This window comes from Marinospirillum sp. (assembly GCF_044810985.1).
Classification (GTDB): Bacteria; Pseudomonadota; Gammaproteobacteria; order Pseudomonadales; family Halomonadaceae; genus Marinospirillum.
The window spans coordinates 1,490,738-1,506,712 of the sequence record NZ_CP085242.1 but is presented as its reverse complement, the minus strand read 5'-3'; the positions used below and the strand labels follow the sequence as shown (position 1 = coordinate 1,506,712).

Annotated in this window: 13 protein-coding genes; 4 read left to right on the top strand and 9 right to left on the bottom strand. The window is 55.5% G+C overall.

Annotated features, from left to right (window positions below; translation table 11 throughout):
* Positions 1 to 41: 41 nt before the first annotated feature.
* From ubiB to LG323_RS07185, 9 genes are all read right to left on the bottom strand, one after another.
* Positions 42 to 1,679 (bottom strand): ubiquinone biosynthesis regulatory protein kinase UbiB, encoded by a 1,638-nt coding sequence (gene ubiB / locus LG323_RS07225; protein ID WP_310696901.1) that lies wholly within the window; start codon positions 1,677 to 1,679, stop codon positions 42 to 44.
* Complete coding sequence (locus LG323_RS07220) at positions 1,679 to 2,317, bottom strand: SCP2 domain-containing protein (RefSeq protein WP_404420034.1); 639 nt, start codon at positions 2,315 to 2,317, stop codon at positions 1,679 to 1,681. The genes ubiB and LG323_RS07220 overlap by 1 nt, the downstream gene beginning before the upstream one ends.
* Before the next feature lie 22 nt (positions 2,318 to 2,339).
* Positions 2,340 to 3,113: a bifunctional demethylmenaquinone methyltransferase/2-methoxy-6-polyprenyl-1,4-benzoquinol methylase UbiE gene (ubiE, locus tag LG323_RS07215; RefSeq protein ID WP_404420033.1), complete on the bottom strand. Its 774-nt coding sequence runs from the start codon at positions 3,111 to 3,113 to the stop codon at positions 2,340 to 2,342.
* Between the two features lie 164 nt (positions 3,114 to 3,277).
* A complete protein-coding gene (locus LG323_RS07210) occupies positions 3,278 to 3,673 on the bottom strand; it encodes a gamma-butyrobetaine hydroxylase-like domain-containing protein (RefSeq protein ID WP_404420119.1) in 396 nt (131 codons plus the stop codon).
* A gap of 18 nt (positions 3,674 to 3,691) precedes the next feature.
* Complete coding sequence (hslU, locus tag LG323_RS07205) at positions 3,692 to 5,020, bottom strand: ATP-dependent protease ATPase subunit HslU (protein ID WP_404420032.1); 1,329 nt, start codon at positions 5,018 to 5,020, stop codon at positions 3,692 to 3,694.
* On the bottom strand, positions 5,017 to 5,541 hold the full coding sequence (hslV, locus tag LG323_RS07200) for an ATP-dependent protease subunit HslV (RefSeq protein WP_310696905.1): 525 nt from the start codon (positions 5,539 to 5,541) through the stop codon (positions 5,017 to 5,019). Before hslV ends, hslU begins: the two co-directional genes overlap by 4 nt.
* Positions 5,542 to 5,559: 18 nt before the next feature.
* Positions 5,560 to 6,261, bottom strand: coding sequence for an SPOR domain-containing protein (locus LG323_RS07195; RefSeq protein ID WP_310696906.1), 702 nt, complete (start codon positions 6,259 to 6,261; stop codon positions 5,560 to 5,562).
* A 32-nt stretch (positions 6,262 to 6,293) separates the two neighbouring features.
* On the bottom strand, positions 6,294 to 7,985 hold the full coding sequence (argS, locus tag LG323_RS07190) for an arginine--tRNA ligase (protein ID WP_404420031.1): 1,692 nt from the start codon (positions 7,983 to 7,985) through the stop codon (positions 6,294 to 6,296).
* 83 nt (positions 7,986 to 8,068) lie between these two features.
* Entirely contained in the window at positions 8,069 to 8,938 is an 870-nt protein-coding gene (locus LG323_RS07185) for a transglycosylase domain-containing protein (protein WP_404420030.1), read from the bottom strand.
* Positions 8,939 to 9,135: 197 nt separating this feature from the next.
* Between LG323_RS07185 and dnaE the strand changes: the two genes are divergently transcribed.
* The 4 genes from dnaE to LG323_RS07165 all read left to right on the top strand — a co-directional run bounded on the left by dnaE (position 9,136) and on the right by LG323_RS07165 (position 15,912).
* On the top strand, positions 9,136 to 12,693 hold the full coding sequence (dnaE, locus tag LG323_RS07180; protein ID WP_404420029.1) for a DNA polymerase III subunit alpha: 3,558 nt from the start codon (positions 9,136 to 9,138) through the stop codon (positions 12,691 to 12,693).
* Between the two features lie 80 nt (positions 12,694 to 12,773).
* On the top strand, positions 12,774 to 13,736 hold the full coding sequence (accA, locus tag LG323_RS07175; protein ID WP_404420028.1) for an acetyl-CoA carboxylase carboxyl transferase subunit alpha: 963 nt from the start codon (positions 12,774 to 12,776) through the stop codon (positions 13,734 to 13,736).
* Between the two features lie 11 nt (positions 13,737 to 13,747).
* Entirely contained in the window at positions 13,748 to 15,043 is a 1,296-nt protein-coding gene (tilS, locus tag LG323_RS07170; protein ID WP_404420027.1) for a tRNA lysidine(34) synthetase TilS, read from the top strand.
* Positions 15,044 to 15,078: 35 nt separating this feature from the next.
* Positions 15,079 to 15,912 carry a helix-turn-helix transcriptional regulator gene (locus LG323_RS07165; RefSeq protein ID WP_404420026.1) on the top strand — a complete coding sequence of 278 codons (834 nt, stop codon included), beginning with the start codon at positions 15,079 to 15,081 and terminating at the stop codon, positions 15,910 to 15,912.
* Positions 15,913 to 15,975: the final 63 nt, after the last annotated feature.

Here is a 15,975-nt window from a genome sequence, read left to right as displayed (position 1 = left end):
CTTAAAGCAACAGCCTGCACCATATAGCGAAGACCCTGCTTTTACCGCCTCAAGAGCACCAGCGCTCCGGCTGTGACCAAGACCCAGGGCTGCCATTCACCGTCCAGAAGCGGCAACAGCATTTCCCCGACTCCACTGACCAGCCCCAAAGCCAGCAACAGCAAGCCCATGGCCAACTGACCGGTACGCCTTCGGGAACGGGCCATTTCCAGGCGGATTTCCGTCAGTATACGGCGTTGTTCGCGCTGGTCTTCCTGCCAGTTGCGCAGCTGTGACAGGCTTTCATGCGCCAACTGGGGCAGTTCAGGCACCTGTTCCAGCCAGTCCGGCAGCTTCTCCTTGGCTTTCAGCAGAATACCGCGCGGCCCCACGCGTTGTTTCATCCAGTTTTCCAGGAAGGGTTTGGCGGTTGTCCAGAGATCCAGCTCCGGGTAAAGCTGACGCCCCAGACCTTCAATATTCAGCAGGGTTTTCTGCAACAGAACCAGTTGCGGTTGAACCTCCATATTGAAGCGTCGGGCTGTCTGAAACAAACCCAGAAGCACCTGACCAAAGGAAATGTCCTTCAGGGGCTTTTCAAAGATGGGCTCACAGACGGCACGTATTGCCGCAGCAAACTCATTGGCTCGGGTGCCTTCACCCACCCAGCCGGATTCAATATGCAGCCGCGCCACTTCGTAGTAGTCCTGCTTGAAAAAGGCCAGAAGGTTCCGTGCCAGATAGTTTTGATCTTCAATACTGAGAGAACCGACAATACCGCAGTCAATGGCAATGTAGCGAGGGCTTTCCGGCTTGCTGGTATCCACAAAAATATTACCGGGGTGCATATCGGCATGAAAAAAGTTGTCCCGAAACACCTGGGTAAAAAAGATTTCCACCCCGCGTTCAGCCAGCTTTTTCATGTTCACGCCCTGCTGTTTGAGGACTTCCACTTCAGCCACCGGAACCCCGTAGATACGCTCCTGAACCATGACGTTTCTGCGGGTAAACGACCAGTGAATGGCCGGAACATACAAAAGATGGGAATTCAGAAAATTGCGTTTGAGCTGGGAAGTGTTGGCTGCTTCCTTTTGCATATCCAGCTCATCCATCAGGCTGATTTCATAATCGGCCACCACTTCCACAGGGTGCAGGCGCCGGGCATCCGGCACCAGCCAGAGAACCAGGCGGGCCAGCATATAAAGTAGCTGAATATCCTTGCGGATCACCTTGTGAATACCGGGGCGAATCACCTTGACCACCACCTCTTCGCCCGTATGCAGCTTTGCGGTATGCACCTGGGCAACAGAAGCCGAAGCCAGAGCTTCACTGCCGAATTCAGCAAAAGCTTCGGCAACGCTCATACCCAAGGACTTTTCAATCGTGGCCTTGGCCAGAGCAGCGGAAAAAGGCGGCACCTGATCCTGAAGCCGCTTCAATTCATCGGCGACATCGCCCGGCAGAAGATCGCGCCGGGTTGAAAGCATCTGCCCGAACTTAACAAAAATAGGCCCCAGCTCTTCCAGCGACAAACGCAGCCTTTCGCCCCGGCTGTGTTGACCCAGAGGAAACAGACGGGCTGGATTCAACTTCAGCAAAAGCACCAGAAAGGTGGGCAGCTTGTCCAGAGGAATCAGGATATCCAGGCGGTAACGAACAATAATCCAGCTGATTTTGAATGCACGGTACAAACGGCCCACTAGGTTTCTCCAGCTTGTTTTCTGGCCGCTTCCAGCAAACGGATACGGGCTTCCAGGCGATCCACATCCAGCCGCAATTCTTCCAGGCCGGATTCCAGTAGATGCAGGCTGTTTTGTCCGGGCAGAATTCCGCTTTCCTCTTCCAGATAATCCTTAAGGTCACGTCGAGCCGCTGCTGAAGCTCGAGAACCCCAGCTGCGCAACTGTGTAAACCCAGCCTGCAAACCGGCCAGAGGTAAAGGCCCGCTGAAACGAGCCACCAGATCACCGGTATCCAGACCCAGGGAAGCAATCAGATCCTGCAGCAACTCCAGTTTGCGGGTATCGCCGCCCACTTTGACTTCAGGAGTGAAGAGGACACCACTGGCGGCAGGTTGGGTCGCCATCTTCAGATAGGCCTGGGGCGTGGCTTCCACCCAGGCATCCGGCTCAGTTTCCAGAGTACGGTGAAAATACAGACCATCGGGGGTTACCAACAAAAACACCTGCAAACCCCAGGGAGCAATGCGTATCTCCAGGCAGGAATCCTGCAATTCATCCAGGTTGGCAGCCGTTGCCCCGGCCTGCGCAACCACTTGACGCAGTAGGGGATTGACCAGATTTTCCAGGGCTGTCAGGGCAGCCAATGGCAGTTGCATGATTGTTCAGTCCTGTTAGCAATTACAGCTTGATGCCTCGGTGCAAAGCCACCACACCCGAAGTCATATTGTGGTATTCCACTTCACTGAGACCGGCTTTTTCCATCATGCCCTTCAGGGTTTCCTGATCCGGGTGCATACGAATGGACTCCGCCAGATAGCGGTAGGAATCACTGTCACCGGCAAACAACTTGCCCATGAAAGGCAGTGCGGTGAAGGAATAGGCATCATACACCTTGCTCATCAGCGGGTTGGTGGGCTTGGAGAATTCCAGCACCAGCAGGCGTCCACCGGGCTTGAGAATCCGCGCCATATCCTTCAGCGCCTTGTCCTTGTCCGTGACATTACGCAGGCCAAAGGCAATGGTAATCACATCAAAATGATTGTCCGGGAAAGGCAGGGATTCAGCATTGGCCTGAACAAACTGGATATTGCCGCCATAGCCACGATCCAGCAGGCGATCACGTCCCACCTTCAGCATAGAGGCATTGATATCGGCCAGAATCACCTCGCCTTCCTCACCCACCAGGCGCGAGAACTGCAGGGTGAGATCACCCGTACCCCCGGCAATATCCAGAACCCGATGGCCCTTGCGTACACCGGACAGTTCAATGGTGAATTTTTTCCACAGGCGATGCACGCCCATGGACATCAAATCATTCATCAGATCGTACTTGGCGGCCACGGAATCAAACACCCCGGCCACGCGCTTTTGTTTCTCTTCGTAGGGCACTTCCTGATAACCGAAATCAGCGGTTTTTTTCTGCTGTTCTGCCTGCTGTGAATCCTGAGTCATGGCCTGAGTCCTGAAAACTGTTTTATAAATAACCTGCTACCGGAAGGGCGCAAGGTACGTACTTGTCAGGACGCGTGAATACGTCCCTGTAAGCTCTGGCCACGACCTCCTGTCGTGGACAGCCTGACAAGCAGCACCTTGCACCCCATTGCTAACCAAATAATTTAATTTTTCTGGCCAGCATCCACTGCCAAAGGAATCAACTTGGGTTCCCGGCTTTCTCCGGCAGCAGCCAGCTTGTCCAAATACTCCTGCCAGAGTCTTTCCTTATTCTGGCCCAGATGCCAGAGGTAGTCCCAGGAAAAAAGCCCGGAGTCATGGCCATCATCAAAAGAAAGCTTGAGTGCATAGCGGCCCACCGGCTCAATTTTCCAGATACGAACGTCCTTTTTGCCGGTCTGCAAAATAGGGCTGCCGTGCCCCTGCACTTCTGCAGAAGGCGAGAGAACCCGCAACATTTCCGCAGACAGGTCAAAAGCTTCGCCACTGGCATAAGTCAACTCTAGGCACTGGCGGCTTTTACTGTAATTCACCTTCTCTGGCTGCGGAGCTTCATTCATTTCTGTCATTGCCGTCTCCTAGAGGATATAACGAGAAAGATCCTCGTCTCTGGCCAGTTCGCCCAGTTGCTGGTCGACATAGGCAGCATCCACGACCAGTTTGCCGCCCAGTTTGTCGGCATCATAGCTGGCTTCTTCCAGCAGGCGCTCCATGACGGTATGCAGGCGACGGGCACCGATGTTGTCGGTGTTTTCATTCACCTGAAAGGCAATTTCCGCCAGGCGGTTGATGCCGTCATCAGTGAAGCTGACATCCACTCCTTCGGTGGCCATCAGGGCCGTGGCCTGGCGGGTCAGGGAAGCATCCGGCTCGGTGAGGATGCGCCGGAAGTCTTCGGGTGTCAGGGCCTTGAGTTCCACACGAATCGGCAAACGACCCTGCAGCTCAGGAATCAGGTCGGAAGGCTTGGCCAGGTGAAAGGCACCGGAAGCAATAAACAGGATGTGATCGGTTTTGATCATGCCGTATTTGGTGGTGACGGTGCTACCTTCAATCAGCGGCAAAAGGTCACGCTGAACGCCATCACGGGAAACATCGCTGGAGGCGTTTTCACCGCGCTTGCAGACCTTGTCCAGCTCATCCAGGAAAACGATGCCGTTTTGTTCCACCAGATCCACGGCTTCACGCTTGATTTCTTCTTCGTTGATCAGGCGGGCGGCTTCTTCATCACGGATGATCCGCTGGGCATCGCGGATTTTCATTTTGCGGCTTTTTTTCTTGTCCTGGTTCATGTTGGAAAACATGCTCTGCAGCTGCTGAGTCATTTCTTCCATACCCGGCGGACTCATGATTTCCACACCAACCTGGGGGCCCGCTACTTCGATATCGATTTCCTTGTCGTCCAGTTGGCCTTCACGCAATTTCTTGCGGAACATCTGGCGGGTGGAGGATTCTTCGGTTTCCTGCAGGGGCTGGTTGTTATTATCCCTGGCCGGGGGCAGCAGAGCATCCAGGATGCGCTCTTCGGCAGCATCCTCAGCAGGGTGACGATTTTTTTTCATCGCCTCTTCGCGCAGCATCTTGACCGAGGACTCGGCCAGATCGCGAATGATGGTTTCCACATCACGACCGACATAACCCACTTCGGTAAACTTGGTAGCTTCCACCTTGATGAAAGGAGCGCGCGCCAGTTTGGCCAGACGCCGGGCAATTTCAGTTTTACCCACACCCGTGGGGCCGATCATCAGAATGTTCTTGGGGGTGACTTCGGCACGCAGATCCGGATCGAGTTGCATCCGGCGCCAGCGGTTACGCAGGGCAATAGCCACTGAGCGTTTGGCTTCGGCCTGGCCGATGATGAAACGATCCAGTTCGCTGACGATTTCTCTCGGGGTCATGCTGCTCATTTCTTCAAGCCTTCTATAGTCATGTCGTGGTTGGTAAACACACAGATATCACCTGCCATGCGCAGGCTTTTTTCCACGATATCTCTGGCACTCAAATCGGTATTTTCCAGCAGGGCGCGGGCGGCAGCCAAGGCAAAGTTGCCACCGGAACCAATCGCCAGAACACCGTGTTCCGGCTCGATGACATCACCAGTGCCGCTGATGCAAAGCGTGGCGGTTTCATCCGCTACCACCAACATGGCTTCCAGGCGACGCAGAGCGCGATCGGTTCGCCAGTCTTTGGCCATTTCCACAGCCGCCCGCACCAGCTGGCCCTGATGCTTTTCCAGTTGGCCTTCAAAGCGCTCAAACAGAGTGAAGGCATCGGCTGTTCCACCAGCAAAACCCGCGAGAATCTTGTCATGATACAAGCGGCGAACCTTGCGGGCATTGCCTTTCATCACGGTATTGCCCAGAGAGACCTGACCGTCTCCTCCCAGGAAAACTTCATCATCGCGACGCACGCAAACAATAGTGGTCATGCTGTCTCCTTAAACAGGTTATTCGGTTAATTCGTCTCTGACTTCCACAGGGGTGGCCAGGCGTTCCTGAGGCTCTTCTGAAGTGTCTTCTTTTTTCAGGCGCAGCAGCATGAATTCCAGACCTGCAGCGGCAATATCATCCTGTGCTCTGGCCAGGGTTCGACGATCCTGGAAAGGGCCGATTTGCACCCGATGCCAGATATCACCCTCTCCTGTTTCCACCGGATGGATGCGCACCTCCTCAAACCCCAGTTCCTGCAGACGCTCCTGCTGGCGGACGGCATCGGTCGGGGTGCGAAAAGAGCCAACCTGAAGCATGAAGCTGGGTTGATCAACCGCATCCCTGGGTGTGGATTGATACGCCTCTATCTTGGGTGCAATCACTTCGCTTTCCGGGAGGAGGGTGTAAAAATCAAATCGGGGCTGGCTCCCGTCTTCAGCTGACTCTTCCACAAGCACTTCGGCTTCCGGCTGGGAGTCTGGTGTTTCCTGGGCAGCAACCGGCTCCTGGCTGGGAGACGAGCTGAACATCTGGGCCAGGACAAAACCGGCCACCAAGCCAACACTCAACCAGCCCCAACCCGGCAAGCGGCTCCAGAGACCGGAAGCCGTCTTGTCTTCCGGTGTTTCAGCTGTTTTCGGCACAGCACCTCTCACCCGGTGCTCTCCCGGTTCAGGCTGGCTCTTTTTGCGCTGTCGACTGGCAAAATCATGAGCCATTTTTCACCTCTCTCGCCACTGGGGCTTTAGTGTTACATAGACTCGGGGGCAGATACGCCCAACAACTGCAAACCATTGGCCAGGACTTGCCGGGTGGCTGCAGCCAGAGCCAGGCGGGCATCCCGCAGGGCCTGCTCTTCCACCAGAAACTGACAGGCGTTGTACCAGGAATGCATGGCCGCTGCCACCTCACGCAGGTATTGGGCAATCAGATGCGGCTCCAGTTCACGCGCGGCAATGGCCACCACTTCCGGGAAGCGCGCCAGCTGATTCAGGAGCGCCTGTTCCTGTTCGGTATTCAAGCGTTCCAGATCCGTGGCTTCCAGTGACCAGCTGTAACCTTTTTCTTCAGCCTGACGGGCGACACTGCACAGGCGCGCATGGGCATACTGAATATAGTAAACCGGATTGTCATTGGTCTGGGAGCGTGCCAGATCAATATCAAAGGTCAACTGTGAAGTCGCTGCTCTGGCGGCCAGGAAGTAACGCGTGGCATCACAACCCACTTCATCAATTAAATCCCTCAGGGTGACATAACTGCCTGCGCGCTTGGAGATTTTCACCTCTTCACCACTGCGCATGACGGTCACCATCTGGTGCAGCACATAATCCGGCCAGCCTTCAGGGATATCCTGTTTCAGAGCCTGAAGGCCCGCACGTACACGGGTAATGGTGGAATGGTGATCTGCACCCTGCTCATTAATGACCTTTTTAAAGCCCCGCTGCCACTTGTTGAGATGGTAGGCGACATCGGGCACAAAATAAGTGTAGTTGCCATCGGTTTTACGCATCACCCGGTCTTTATCATCACCAAAGTCGGTGGTACGCAGCCAGAGGGCACCGCCTTCCTCGTAGGTAAAGCCATTATCAATCAACTGCTGAACAGCGGCTTCCACCTTGCCTTCTTCATAAAGGGAAGACTCCAGAAAGTAGACATCAAACTCCACACCAAAAGCCTTGAGGTCCAGGTCCTGTTCCCGGCGCAGGCTGGCCACGGCAAAACGCCGTATGGCTTCCAGATCTTCAGGATCACCGGCTGCCTTGACTTGCTGATCATCGGCAGTAACCGTTTTTTCCGCCAGATAATCGGCGGCTACATCTTTAATGTATTCACCGCGGTAACCATTTTCCGGCCAGCCCGCATCTTCCGGGGTCAAGCCTTTGACACGCGCCTGAACCGACAAGGCCAGATTAGTGATCTGGGCACCGGCATCGTTGTAATAAAATTCACGGGTGATATCCCAGCCGGTGGCTTGCAATAAACGACACAGGCAATCCCCCACCGCAGCACCTCGACCATGACCGACATGCAGCGGGCCGGTTGGATTGGCGGATACAAATTCCACCTGCACCTTCTCACCCTGGCCCTGGTTGCTGTGACCAAAAGCGGCTTGCTGACCAAGAATGTCGTTGACGACTGAAGTCAGGGCACTGGTAGAGAGGAAAAAATTAATAAAACCCGGCCCGGCAATTTCCATTTTGCTGACTTTCTGCATGAAAGCATTATCCGCTTCCAGCATCGCGACCACCTTCTCGGCCAGATCCCGGGGTTTCATCCCGGCCTTTTTGGCCGTCATCAGAGCCAGATTGCTGGCCAGGTCGCCATGAGCCTTGTCTTTGGTATTATCGATCTGAACGCGTGGCTGAAAATCCTCGGGCAACAGGGCTTCGGATTTAAGCTGGATAACAACCTGATCTAACTGAGCGGTAATAAAGGCTTTCATGTAATTGGACTGACCTTGCAAGATTTGCGAGTTACTGAAAAATAGCCTGCCATTATCCAAGGAAGGACGACAAAAGTCACCCGTCAGGGTCGGCGTTCTGGCCAGTCATTTCTTCGGATCAGCGGCAGATAGCGATTTAACTGCGCCCGGGAAATGTAATTGGCATGACTCATACCCTGCAAAATCCGCTGATACTTGCGCTGCAGGCCCGGCGTGACATTACGGTTCTGAAATAAAGTGTAGTGATAGCGCCTGGGGCTGGGCAGCATCAAAGCCAGATAAGCCCCTTCGGCAGCATTGATCGCAGCAGGTGGCTTGCCGAAATAGTGACGGCCGGCAGCCGCCACGCCATAAACATCCGGCCCGAACTCGGCCAGATTCAGGTACAACTCCAGAATCTGGTTCTTGCTCAGGCGATTTTCCAGCCGCCGGGTCAGAATTGCTTCCTGAATCTTGCGAAAATAACTCTGGCGAGGGGTTAAAAACAGATTCTTGACCGCCTGCTGGCTGATGGTGCTGCCGCCAAAAGCGGTTTCTCCACGGCGAAGGTTGGTAATAAAAGCATCCAGAAGGGCATCGTAATCCAGGCCCCGGTGTTCAAAAAAACGCGCATCCTCGGCCAGCACCACCGCATACAAAAGATCCCGATTCACCCGGCGCAAGGGTGTCCACTGGTAATAAGCATCCGGTGCCTCCAGCCTGGCCTTTACCCTCGCCTCAGCCTGGGCCTGCAACTCCTCAAAAGAAGGATTTACCGCATCCGGTAGGGTATAAAAAAAGGTGAAAAGACCGGCTGACAGCAGCAGAATTAAACCCAGCGTCAACCACCCCAGCCAGTAGACCAGACGATTCAACCAGCGCCAGGGCACAGCCAGCCACGCCAGCAGCTTCTCCACCAGGGGATGATGCGGCTTCTTGCGAGAGGCTTTCTTTTTTCTGGGTGCTGGGGGCATGGCTAACTTGAGTCAGGTTCCTTGATTCAGACCACCTTAGCGCAAGTTGCGCAGAAAAAGAAACCACCCCGCAAGTTACCCCGCATGTGGCCCCGCAAGTTGAAGTGTAAAAAATCCAGCTGACTCAGGGTTCGTACTATTTCCCTGTGATGGGTTAAAATGCTCTCCCTTTGTTGATCTGTCCAAGCTGGAGTCCCATGTCCACCTCTTTCATCCATCTGCGCCTGCACTCGGAATTTTCTCTGGTTGATGGGCTGGTGCGCCTCAAGCCCTTGATCAAGAAAGCCCAGGCTGTGGGTTTCCCGGCTCTGGCCCTGACGGATGACAGCAATCTTTTTGCGCTGGTCAAATTCTACAAAGCCACCCAGGGTGCGGGTATCAAACCCTTGATTGGCAGTGATGTCTGGATTCAGGACGATGAAGAAGGTGCACCCGCCTATCGCCTGACTCTGCTGGCCATGAACAACCTGGGTTATCGCAATCTGACTGAACTCCTCTCCCGTGGTTGGCTGGAAGGCCAAAAAGATGAAAAAGCCTTTATCCGCCCGCAATGGCTGGAAGAAAAGGCCGCAGGGCTGATTGCTCTTTCGGGTGCCAAGGAAGGCGAAGTGGGTCAATTGCTGCTGGCCGGTCACCGACAGCTGGCTCAAGAGCGTTTACAGCATTGGATGCAGGTTTTCCCGGATGCCTTTTACCTGGAAGTTCAGCGCACCCAGCGCGCCGGTGATGAAGACTGCCTGCATGCCAGCGTGGAACTGGCTGCAGCCACCGGCTGCCCGGTGGTGGCCACCAATGATGTACGCTTTATGGAGCGCAAAGACTTCTGGGCCCATGAAACCCGCGTCTGCATTGGTGATAGCCGCACTCTGGATGATCCCCGCCGGGAAAAAAACTATTCAGAAGAACAGTATCTGAAAAGCCCCGAAGAAATGCAGGAGCTATTCAGCGATCTACCCGAAGCCCTGCAGAACACGGTGGAAATTGCCAAACGCTGTAATGTCGATATTCGTCTGGGCGAGTACTTCCTTCCCGAATACCCGATTCCCGAAGGCAAAACCCAGGATCAGTTTTTCCGGGAAATCTCCCACGACGGCCTCACCCGGCGCCTGAACAAACTCTACGACACCCAGCGCCCTGACTTTCAGGAGATAGAAAACCGCTACCGTCAGCGTCTGGATTTTGAGCTGGATGTCATCCTGGATATGGGTTTTCCCGGCTACTTTCTGATCGTTATGGACTTTATCCGCTGGGCCAAGGATGAAGGCATCCCGGTGGGTCCCGGTCGCGGTTCGGGTGCCGGCTCTCTGGTGGCCTACTCGCTGGACATCACCGACCTCGACCCGATTGAATACAGCCTGCTGTTCGAGCGCTTTTTGAACCCCGAGCGGGTTTCCATGCCCGACTTCGACATCGACTTCTGCATGGATGGCCGCGACCGGGTGATTGAATACGTGGCCGACACCTACGGGCATGATGCCGTTTCCCAGATCGTCACCTTCGGCACCATGGCCGCCAAGGCGGTGGTTCGTGATGTCGCCCGTGCTCAAGGCAAGCCCTATGCGGTGGGGGATCGCCTCTCGAAAATGATTCCCTTTGAAGTCGGCATGACCCTGGAAAAAGCAGCCGATGAAGTCGAAGACCTGGGCGCGTTGGAAAAAGCCTACCAGACCTCCATGGAAAGAGAGCTGAGCGAACCCGATCTGGAAGAACTGGATCAGGAAGGGCTGGAAGTCTGGAGTATGGCCCGCGAACTGGAAGGCATCACCCGCAACACCGGCAAGCACGCCGGCGGGGTGGTGATCGCCCCCACCAAACTGACCGACTTTGCGCCCCTGCTGGCTGAAGAAGACGGCTCCAGCCTGGTGGTGCAGTTCGACAAAAACGACGTGGAAGACGCGGGCCTGGTCAAATTCGACTTTCTGGGTCTGCGCACCCTGACCATCATCGACTGGGCGCTGCGGGATGTGGACAAGGTTCGTGCCCTGGACGGTCAATCGCCACTGGACATCACCGCCATCCCGCTGGATGACAAGAAAACCTTTGATCTGCTGAAACGCGCTGAAACCACGGCTGTTTTCCAGTTGGAATCCCGCGGCATGAAAGAGCTGATCAAAAAGCTCAAACCCGACAGCCTGGAAGACATGATCGCCCTGGTAGCCCTGTTCCGCCCCGGCCCCCTGCAATCCGGCATGGTCGATGACTTTATCCAGCGTAAGCATGGACAGGCAGCTTTGGCCTATCCCCACCCGGATTACCAGCTGGACATGCTCAAGCCAGTCCTGGAACCCACCTACGGGATCATCCTCTACCAGGAACAGGTCATGCAGATCGCCCAGGTCATGGCCGGGTTCACCCTGGGTGGCGCCGATATGCTGCGCCGTGCCATGGGTAAGAAAAAGCCCGAAGAAATGCAGAAGATGCGGGCCATGTTTCTGGAAGGCAGTGAGAAGAACGGCATCAATGCCACCCTGGCCGGGCAAATCTTTGACCTGGTGGAAAAATTTGCCGGTTATGGCTTTAACAAATCCCACTCCGCCGCCTATGGCCTGGTTTCCTACCAGACCGCCTGGCTGAAAACCCACTACCCGGCCCCCTTCATGGCGGCGGTGCTTTCCACGGAAATGAACAACACCGACAAGGTGGTGATGCTGGTGGAAGAAGTTCGCGCCATGCAGCTGGAAATAACCCCCCCGGATGTCAACCAGGGCAGCTGGCGCTTCACCGTTAATGAACAAGGCGAAATCATCTACGGCCTGGGTGCCATCAAGGGCGTCGGTGAAGGCCCGGTGGAAGCAGTGGTTGATGCGCGCAATGAAGGTGGTGCCTTCAAGGATCTGTTTGATTTCTGCACCCGCGTGGACATGAAACGCCTCAACAAACGCAGTATTGAAGCCCTGATTCGCAGTGGCGCCCTGGACAAGCTGGCCGATGGCCGCCACCTGCTGATGTCGGCGCTGGATGATGCCCTGAAAGGTGCCGAGCAAGCCAAACGTAATGCCAGCATCGGCATGGATGACCTCTTCGGCAGCGTGATGACTGCCGCCCAGCCTTCCGAAACACCGAGCAGCGACCCCTATGCCGACTATCGCTGCCTGCCGGTCTGGACCGACAAACAACGTCTGGCCGGGGAAAAGGAAACCCTGGGTTTGTATCTGACCGGTCATCCCATTGATGAATACGAAGACGAACTGCGCCGCTTTGTGGGACGCAAGATTTCCAGCCTGCAGCCTTCCCGGGATGCCCAGCGGGTGGCCGGTCTGGTGGTGGCCTTTCGCACCATGAAAAACAAACGCGGGGACACCCTGGGCTTTCTGACCCTGGATGACCGCTCCGGTCGCATTGAGGTTTCGGTGATGGGGGAAACCTTCGAGCGCTTTCAGCACCTGCTGGAAAAAGACACCCTGCTGATCGTGGAAGGCGAAGTGCGTGAAGACACCTTCACCGGTGGCCTGGCCCTGCGCTGCAAGGAAGTCACCGCCATGGCCGATGCGCGCAGCCGCTATGCCCGCGCTCTGGAAATCCGCCTGCAGGAAGAGGAATACCAGCCCACTTTTATTGAGCAACTCAACCAGGTTCTGGAAACCTATCGGGTCAACGACCAGGGCCTGCGGGTGGAAATCGCCTTCAGTTGCCAGGCCGGTTCCGGGCAACTGCTTTTTCCCGAAAACTGGCAGGTGGTTCCCCATGATCACCTGCTGGAAGCCCTGATGCAGCAGTTCGGAAAAGACCGGGTTCGCCTCGTCTACCAAGCATAATTTTTGAGTATTGTGCTTTTTTCCACTATAGTAGCAGCAGTTTTTTACCTGCTTTCGCTCACCTAAAACCAGTAGATATCATGAATCTTAACTATCTTGATTTTGAACAACCTATTGCCGACCTGGAAGCCAAGATTGAAGAACTGCGTCTGGTGGGCAACGATACCGATGTTAATCTTGCAGACGAGATCTCCCGCCTGCAGGAAAAAAGCACCAAACTGACCGAACAGATTTTTTCCAACCTGAGCTCCTGGCAGGTCTCCCAGTTATCGCGCCACCCCATGCGCCCCTACACCCTGGATTATCTCAATCTTTTATTTGATGATTTTGACGAACTCCACGGTGATCGCCACTTCTCCGATGATGCCGCCATCGTTGGTGGTATGGCACGGATTGATGGCCGCCCGGTGATGGTCATCGGTCACCAGAAAGGCCGGGATGTCAAAGAAAAGGTTAAACGCAACTTCGGCATGCCGCGTCCGGAAGGCTATCGCAAGGCCCTGCGCCTGATGGAAATGGCCGAGCGCTTCAAGATGCCGATTCTTACCTTCATCGACACCCCCGGTGCCTACCCCGGTATTGATGCCGAAGAACGCGGCCAGTCCGAAGCCATTGCCTTCAACCTGGCTGCCATGTCCCGCCTGGAAACCCCGATCATTGCCACCGTGATTGGCGAAGGCGGTTCCGGCGGTGCCCTGGCCATCGGCGTCTGTGATGAGCTGATGATGCTGCAGTATTCTACTTACTCGGTTATTTCACCCGAAGGCTGTGCTTCCATCCTCTGGAAAAGCGCCAGCAAAGCTTCGGAAGCGGCCGATGCCATGGGCCTGACTGCACCCCGCCTGAAAGAACTCGGCCTGGTTGACACCCTGATTCCCGAACCCCTGGGCGGTGCCCACCGCAACCCGGAACAAATGGTCAAAAGCCTCAAGTCTTCTTTGCTGCAGGCTCTGGACAAGCTGGACAAAAAGGATGCCGACAACCTGATCGAGCGTCGTTACCAGCGTCTGATGAGCTACTCCTCGCTGGAAGACCTCAAGTAACACACGCCCCCATGAACCCTCTGGTTCAACAACTGCAGCAGGCTCTGGATAACCTCCAGCCTGCTGCAGACCCCCAAAAGATCTGCATTGCCTTCAGCGGTGGCCTGGATTCCCGCGTACTCCTGGAGCTGGCCTGGCTGCTGCAACAGCAAACACCCGAAAAACTTGAACTGCGTGCCCTGCACATCAACCATCAGCTCTCCCCCAATGCCGACCACTGGGCTGACTTCTGCCGCCAGACCTGTGCGCAAAAAAACCTTTCCTTCAGCCAGTTTCAGATCGACACCCGACAGTATTCCGGAGCCAGCCTGGAAGCTCGCGCCCGCCAGGCCCGCTACCAAATTTTCAGCCAGGAACTACAAGCAGGTGAGCTTCTTCTTCAAGCTCACCACCGCAAGGATCAGGCCGAAACCTTGCTGCTGCGACTGCTGCGCGGAGCCGGAACCCAGGGTCTGGCCAGTATTCCCATCCAGAGACCGCTGGGCCAGGGCCAACTACTGCGGCCTCTACTCAACACACCCAGAGAAACCCTGGAAGCCTTTGCCCGCGAACAGCAATTGCACTGGATCGAAGACGAAAGCAACCAGAAAGACCACTTTGACCGCAACTTTGTACGCCTGAACATCCTGCCCCTGCTGGCCGAGCGCTTCCCTGCAGCCGAACAGAACCTCGCACTGAGTGCCCGCCTGGCCGGGGAAAGCCAACAACTCCAGCAGGACCTGGCCGAGCTGGACTTACAGCAAGTTAACCCTGACCGCAGTAGCCTGAGCATTACTGCCCTTATTCAACTACCCGATTACCGGCGCAACAACCTGCTCCGCCACTGGCTGCAAAAACACGATTTACCCCTGCCCAGCCTGAAGCACTGGCAGCAACTGGATCATCTCTGCCAGGCCCGTGAAGATGCCCAGCCCCTGGTGGAATGGGGTGAAGCCCAGCATAGAACCCAGGCCCGCCGCCACCGCGACCGGCTTTACATCCAGACAGCCGACCACTTCCAGCCCCTGCCACAGAACTGGCAAACCACCTGGAACAACCAACCACCCCTGCAAACCCCCTGTGGATATTTCAACCTGCAACTGCAATGCACAGCAACCGGGGAAATCCCCAAAGAACTCCAGGTCACTTCCCGGCAAGGCGGTGAAACAATCCGCCTGCAAAACCGTGGCAGCCGCGACGTCAAACGCCTGCTCCAGGAACTTAACCTGCCCACCTGGCAGCGCAACCAACTGCCCTTCATCTGGCACCGGGGAAAACTCATTGCCGTGGGAAACCGGCTGATTGCTGAAGGCTGGGAAGCCTTGTAGAGTAATAGCAATTAATAAACCGGCAAGGAGCCAGCATGAGCACCCCGGAACACCACCGCCACTGGCTACTGGAGCTTCTTGCCTACTGGGAAGGCAAAGTAACCCCACGCCAGCTTGCCGAACACTGGCAAGTCAGCCGCCAGCATGCCAGCTCCCTGCTGCAAGACTATCTAAAAGCCCACCCCAACAGCCTGGACTATCAGCCAAGCAACAAAGACTACCAACCAACTGAGCACTTTCAGCCCCGTTTACTCACCCAAGATGTCACCGAATACCTGGAATGGGCCACCCGCCAGACTCTGCCACCCTGGAAAGAAAGCCCCAGCCAGTTACCCCATGAAATTTTGCAACACCCACCTCGGCGAGTCACCCCACAAATAATGCGACCCCTGGTTCAAGCCTTGCGGGAAAACCGTCGCCTGGACGTTGACTACATCTCCCTGACCCACCCGGACAACCAGGGCCGAATCATCATTCCCCACCACTTCGTTAACAACGGACAGCGCTGGCACCTGCGCGCTTGGTGTGAGAAAAGTCAGGAGTTTCGTGACTTCGTACTCAGCCGCTTCCGGGGAGAACCGGAATTAATGGACACCACCCCCGTCACCCCGGATCAGGACGAAGGCTGGAACACCCTACTCACCCTGATCCTGGAACCTGACCCCCGCCTGACACCCAGACAAAAACGGGTACTCGAAGAAGATTACGCCATGCAAAATGGCCAACTTCACATCACCACCCGCGCCTGCTTGATTAACTACTTGCTGAAAAGCCTGCAAGTTCACCCCCGCATACTGGAAGGCGAACCCGAAGCTCAACAACTGGTGATCATCAACAAAGACGACATCAAGCCATGGCTTTTTGGGTGAAACAAGCCAAAAACTGCGCTGAATCAAGAAAAGAGAAAAGACTGCGTCAACTGGGTATAGAGG

Coding starts and splice junctions, on each gene's coding strand:
- LG323_RS07195 (WP_310696906.1), bottom strand. CDS start 6,261: ATGGCTCATGATTTTGCCAGTCGACAGCGCAAAAAGAGCCAGCCTGAA.
- dnaE (WP_404420029.1), top strand. CDS start 9,136: ATGTCCACCTCTTTCATCCATCTGCGCCTGCACTCGGAATTTTCTCTG.
- LG323_RS07185 (WP_404420030.1), bottom strand. CDS start 8,938: ATGCCCCCAGCACCCAGAAAAAAGAAAGCCTCTCGCAAGAAGCCGCAT.
- LG323_RS07165 (WP_404420026.1), top strand. CDS start 15,079: ATGAGCACCCCGGAACACCACCGCCACTGGCTACTGGAGCTTCTTGCC.
- tilS (WP_404420027.1), top strand. CDS start 13,748: ATGAACCCTCTGGTTCAACAACTGCAGCAGGCTCTGGATAACCTCCAG.
- LG323_RS07220 (WP_404420034.1), bottom strand. CDS start 2,317: ATGCAACTGCCATTGGCTGCCCTGACAGCCCTGGAAAATCTGGTCAAT.
- accA (WP_404420028.1), top strand. CDS start 12,774: ATGAATCTTAACTATCTTGATTTTGAACAACCTATTGCCGACCTGGAA.
- hslV (WP_310696905.1), bottom strand. CDS start 5,541: ATGACCACTATTGTTTGCGTGCGTCGCGATGATGAAGTTTTCCTGGGA.
- argS (WP_404420031.1), bottom strand. CDS start 7,985: ATGAAAGCCTTTATTACCGCTCAGTTAGATCAGGTTGTTATCCAGCTT.
- hslU (WP_404420032.1), bottom strand. CDS start 5,020: ATGAGCAGCATGACCCCGAGAGAAATCGTCAGCGAACTGGATCGTTTC.
- LG323_RS07210 (WP_404420119.1), bottom strand. CDS start 3,673: ATGAATGAAGCTCCGCAGCCAGAGAAGGTGAATTACAGTAAAAGCCGC.
- ubiE (WP_404420033.1), bottom strand. CDS start 3,113: ATGACTCAGGATTCACAGCAGGCAGAACAGCAGAAAAAAACCGCTGAT.